This window comes from Streptomyces sp. UH6, from assembly GCF_013421635.1.
Taxonomy (GTDB): domain Bacteria; phylum Actinomycetota; class Actinomycetes; order Streptomycetales; family Streptomycetaceae; genus Streptomyces; species Streptomyces abyssomicinicus.
Genome location: NZ_JACADT010000376.1, coordinates 1 through 5,092 on the forward strand (window position 1 = coordinate 1; position 5,092 = coordinate 5,092).

Annotated in this window: 4 protein-coding genes; 3 read left to right on the forward strand and 1 reads right to left on the reverse strand. The window is 73.1% G+C overall.

Going from position 1 to position 5,092, the window contains the following annotated elements:
- The first annotated feature begins 64 nt into the window (after positions 1–64).
- From murC to HW445_RS17965, 3 genes are all read left to right on the forward strand, one after another.
- Positions 65–1,468 (forward strand): UDP-N-acetylmuramate--L-alanine ligase, encoded by a 1,404-nt coding sequence (murC, locus tag HW445_RS17955; protein WP_180222019.1) that lies wholly within the window; start codon positions 65–67, stop codon positions 1,466–1,468.
- Between the two features lie 17 nt (positions 1,469–1,485).
- On the forward strand, positions 1,486–1,893 hold the full coding sequence (gene msrB, locus HW445_RS17960; RefSeq protein WP_180222020.1) for a peptide-methionine (R)-S-oxide reductase MsrB: 408 nt from the start codon (positions 1,486–1,488) through the stop codon (positions 1,891–1,893).
- 662 nt (positions 1,894–2,555) lie between these two features.
- Positions 2,556–3,533 carry a C45 family autoproteolytic acyltransferase/hydolase gene (locus HW445_RS17965; protein ID WP_180222021.1) on the forward strand — a complete coding sequence of 326 codons (978 nt, stop codon included), beginning with the start codon at positions 2,556–2,558 and terminating at the stop codon, positions 3,531–3,533.
- Positions 3,534–3,819: 286 nt separating this feature from the next.
- Here HW445_RS17965 and HW445_RS17970 read toward each other — a convergent pair.
- Positions 3,820–5,092, reverse strand: a 1,273-nt coding sequence (locus HW445_RS17970; RefSeq protein WP_180222022.1) for a cholesterol oxidase substrate-binding domain-containing protein, incomplete at its 5' end; no start/stop codon positions are given.

Consider the following 5,092-nt stretch of genomic DNA (forward strand, 5'->3'; position numbering starts at 1 on the left):
CCGCGCCGTGCGTCGGTACTAGGCTGTGCGCGGACACGACCGCACCACCGCAGGGGAGACACGCATGGCACCCGGCCTGCCCACCGCCATGGACCGACCGCACTTCATCGGCATCGGCGGCGCCGGTATGTCGGGCATCGCGAAGATCCTCGCCCAGCGGGGCGCCAAGGTCGCCGGCAGCGACGCCAAGGACTCCGCCACCGCCGAGGCGCTGCGCGCCCTGGGCGCCACCGTCCACATCGGCCACGACGCGGCCCACCTCGCCGACGACGCGACCTGCGTGGTGGTCTCCTCCGCCATCCGCGAGGACAACCCGGAGCTGGCCCGCGCCGCCGAGCTCGGCATCCCGGTCGTCCACCGTTCGGACGCGCTGGCCCGCCTGATGGACGGCCTGCGCCCCATCGCCGTGGCCGGCACCCACGGCAAGACCACCACCACCTCCATGCTGGCGGTCTCGCTGAGCGCCCTCGGCCTGGACCCGTCGTACGCCATCGGCGGCGACCTGGACGTGCCGGGGTCCAACGCCGCGCACGGCTCGGGCGAGATCTTCGTCGCCGAGGCCGACGAGTCGGACCGCAGCTTCCACAAGTACGCCCCCGAGGTCGCCATCGTCCTCAACGTGGAACTCGACCACCACGCCAACTACGCGTCCATGGAGGAGATCTACGACTCCTTCCGGATCTTCGCCGGGCGGATCGTCCCCGGCGGCACGCTGGTGATCTCCGCCGACCACGAGGGCGCCCGCGAACTCACCGCCCGCCTGGAGGGCACCGGCATCCGCACGGTCACCTACGGCGAGTCCCCGGACGCCGACGTCCGTGTCGGGGCCGTCGTCGCCAAGGGCCTGACCAGCGACGTCACCGTCCAGATCGACGACGCGCCGCTCACCTTCACCGTCTCGGTGCCCGGCCGCCACTACGCCCACAACGCGGTCGCCGCCCTGGCCGCGGGCGTGGCGCTCGGCATCCCGGCCGAGGAGCTGGCGCCCGCGATCGCCGCCTACAAGGGCGTCAAGCGGCGGCTCCAGCTCAAGGGCGAGGCGGCCGGGGTCCAGGTGATCGACTCCTACGCGCACCACCCGACCGAGATGACCGCGGACCTCGAGGCGATGCGCGCCGGGCTTCCCGTGGGCGGCCGGATACTGGTTCTGTTCCAGCCGCACCTGTTCTCCCGCACCCAGGAGCTCGGCACCGAGATGGGCCAGGCCCTCGCCCTCGCCGACGCCTCCGTGGTCCTCGACATCTACCCGGCCCGCGAGGACCCGATCCCGGGCATCACCAGCGAGCTGATCATCGACGCCGCCCGCGGGACCGGCGCCGACGTCACCGCCGTCCACGACAAGGCCGCGGCCCCCGGGGTGATCGCGGGAATGGCCAAGCCCGGTGATCTCGTTCTCACCATGGGAGCGGGCGACGTCACCGACCTCGGCCCGCTGATCCTGGACCGTCTCGCAGAGCAGCACCGGTAGAAGGGGAGGCGCACACCATGGCCTACGAGATCGACAAGCCCGACGAGCAGTGGCGCGCGGAACTCAGCCCCGAGGAGTACGCCGTCCTGCGCCAGGCCGGCACCGAGCGCCCCTTCACCGGTGAGTACACCGACACCAAGGCGAAGGGCGTCTACTCCTGCCGCGCCTGCGGGGCCGAACTCTTCACCTCGGGCACCAAGTTCGAGTCCCACTGCGGCTGGCCGTCCTTCTACGACCCGAAGGACTCCGACGCGGTCGAACTGATCCAGGACACCTCGCACGGCATGGTCCGCACCGAGGTCCGCTGCGCGCGCTGCGGCTCCCACCTGGGTCACGTCTTCGAGGGCGAGGGCTACCCGACGCCGACGGACCAGCGGTACTGCATCAACTCCATCTCGCTCCGGCTGGAGCCGGCGGAGGACTGACCCGTCCCCGTCGCCCCTTCCGCCCGGGCCCCGGTCGCGCGTCGGCCGGGGCCCGGTGCGTCGGGAGCCGTGCGGCGGCGTGGACGCGATGATCGCCGCCGCGGAGGCAGAGGCCGCACGTGCGGGAGAACTCCCCGAGGAGCCGACAGCCGGCCTGACGGAGGAAGAGCGGCGCGACGTCGAACGGGCCCTCGGCCTGGTGTCCGGGGCGGACCGTCCTGCCGCGCGGCCAGGAGAGGCGGCTCGAGCGCGCGCGTGCCCGTCCATGCCACGGGGGCGCTCATCGCGCCGGCGGATGCCGGGGCGTCCTGACCTGAAGGACTGGCGCCGGGTCGGCACGGCGCTGGGGCAGGCGGCTCTCCCGGAGAAGGAGAAACCCGATGCGGTGGACGCATGGGCCGCGCCGGCCGCGGCCAGGCACGGCAGCGCGGTGATCTTCACCAGCGATCCGGAGGACATCACGGCGTACCTGACGGTGCTCGACCCGCCGGACGTGCACGCACACGTCGTACGAGTAGGGTATGGGCCGCCGGGCCGGTGCGGCGCGGCGGCCGGCCGGGGCCACGTCAGCGGGGGTATGGGCCACCCGGGCCGGCGGACCAGAGGTACCGGCGCCGGCCGGTTCACCCGACCGACCCGCGAAGGGAGCGGATCTCGCCGTCATGGGCCGACATGTCAAGACGTTCCGTGCCGTCGAGATCGGTGACGGCGGCGACGGGCGGTGGGCCGAGCACGTTCGGCCGGTGACGGACCGCGCGGGGGAGTGGCTGACCGAGGAGGGCAGGACGCCCCAGGGCGCGGTCCGGGCGCGGCGGCTGTTCGAGCGGTACATGCCCGAGCTGGTACCGGCGCTCGACCGCCTCGGAGGCCAACTGGACTCACCCCATGCCCGGACGCTGCTCACCATGGCGGCGGTGCGGCCGTTCTTCTCCGGCTGCACCCAGATCGGCGGCAGGGGCACGCTGCTCAGGAACTACGACTTCGCGCCCGACCACACCGAAGGCACCGTCGTCCACTCCCACTTCCTCCGCCCCGTCGTCGGGATGCAGGAAGCCGGGTGGGGTCTGCTGGACGGCATGAACGACGCCGGTCTCGCGGTGTCGCTCACCTTCGGCGGGCGGTACGTCCACGGGCCGGGGTTCGCCGTCCCCCTCGTGCTGCGCCACCTCCTGGAGACCTGCCGGACCGTCGACGAGGCGCTCGGCCGGCTGCGTGCCCTGCCGGTCGCGATCCCGCAGAACGTCACCCTCGTCGACCCGGACCGGAGCGTGACGGTCCACGTCGGCCCCGACATCCCGCTGACCGAGGCGCCGGACTCCTGCGCCGCCAACCACCAGCACCTCCCGGTCCCCGAGGAGCAGGAACGCGTCACCCGCACGCAGGAGCGGCTCGCCGCCGTGCGGGCGGCGGGCGTCGACGCCGCGGCGATGCTGCGACCGCCGCTGTACCAGGGCGCGTACGACGAGTGGCTGGGCACGGTGTACACGGCCCACTACCGTCCGGCGGAAGGCCGGGTGACCTACCACTGGCCCGGGGAGAGCTGGGAGCAGTCCTTCGCCGCGTTCTCCCCTGGCTCCCGCACCGTCACCCTGGGGCTCGAGGTGCCGAACCCGCCGGACGCGCACGGGCACGCCGAATGACCGGTCAGGTGGACGGCCCTGGCGGCGACGCGGCGACGGCCCGTGCCGTCGCCGCGTGGGACGGCCCGCCCGTCAGCCGAAGAAGCCTTCGACGGTCTCCTCGACGGCCTCCTCGACGAACTCCTCGGCCGTCTCCTCCACGATCTCCTCGATGAACTCCCCGAAGATGTCGTCCATGCTGCTGATCCCCTCCATGTCGGCGTGACTGCCCGTGGCGCATTGGCCAGAGCTTGTGGACATCCTCTCAACTCGGCGCGCCCGAAGGCCAGTTCTTGATGGATCTTGTTCAGCGCAGCAGATTGTCGATGAAGGGGGCGGACACCACGTGGTGGGGGTCGAGCCGCTCCAGGGTCGCGACGGCCTCGTCCCAGCCCGGGCCGCCCCCGGCGCGCAGCGAGGCGGGGACGGTGTGGGTGAGGACATCGGGGTCGGACCACGCCGCGGTGTCGGTGTAGGCCCAGCCCTTGGACCACTCCGCCCGGACCGTCGCCCTGTCCCCGTCCAGGGCGAACAGGAACTGCTCCACCTCCCGGTAGAAGCGGTGCAGGGCGGGTGTGGACGGCAGGGAGAGGATGTCGATCCACACGGCGGTGTCGACGTCCGGCCGGTCGGGGCGCGGTCGCACGGCGGAGAGCAGGGGTGGGCGCGCGCCGGGTACGCCGCACGCGGAGGGGTCCTCCAGGCCGGTCACGCGGATCTCGACCTGGCCGTTGACCGGGTACTCGCCGCGCGCCGCGTACTCCGCGAGCAGCGTGCGGTAGAAGTCGGCGAACCGGCTGACCACCCACTGCAGGTCGGCGCGGCGCACGAGGACGGCGTAGCCGTTGGCGGTCTCGCGGAGCGTGGTGGGCCGGATGTACTGCAGCAGGTTGCGGGAGGCGCCCCACAGGTCCGACCGCAGCCCGCCCGCCAGCAGATGGGTGAGGACGTCACCGGTCAGTACCTCCCGCACGAGGTCGCCGGAGAGCAGGACGTCGGTGATGTCGCCGGTCAGCGCCACCTTGGCGAGCAGGTACTGCACCTGGCCGAAGAGCGGCGCGCTCGCCCAGGCCCCCGAGACCAGGGATCCGGCCAGGCGGGCCACCGGCTCGGGGAGGGAGTCGGAGAACGGGTAGTTGTACGGCTCGTCGACCGCGCGGGAGCCCAGCGGCCGTCGCGGAGCGACGCTCCAGACCTTCAGCCAGGGTTTGTCGGTGAAGGCGAACCAGATCGCCTCCGCCCGGCCGCTCGCGTCGACGAAGCCGGCCAGGGTCCGCTTCCCGGCCGCGTCGGCGGGGGCGGCGAACAGTTCGGCGGCCGGGATGTCCAGGAGGGACCGGCAGCGCAGGTTCTGGTCGGCGCCCACCCGCAGGACGGCCTCGGTGACGAGCGAACGGCCGAGGTGGACGAGGAGCGCGTCGCAGTCCGGCTCCGCCCGGCCGACGGTCCGCAGCACGTAGCGGCCGGCAGCCTCGTCCCAGACGACCGCGGTCAGTTCGGTGACCAGGTTGCTCAGCGAGCCGTAGCCGTGGCCGGGGGGCGTGCTTTCGCCGGTGGCGGGGACGGCCGTACCGTGCCCG

Coding starts and splice junctions, on each gene's coding strand:
- HW445_RS17965 (WP_180222021.1), top strand. CDS start 2,556: ATGGGCCGACATGTCAAGACGTTCCGTGCCGTCGAGATCGGTGACGGC.
- msrB (WP_180222020.1), top strand. CDS start 1,486: ATGGCCTACGAGATCGACAAGCCCGACGAGCAGTGGCGCGCGGAACTC.
- murC (WP_180222019.1), top strand. CDS start 65: ATGGCACCCGGCCTGCCCACCGCCATGGACCGACCGCACTTCATCGGC.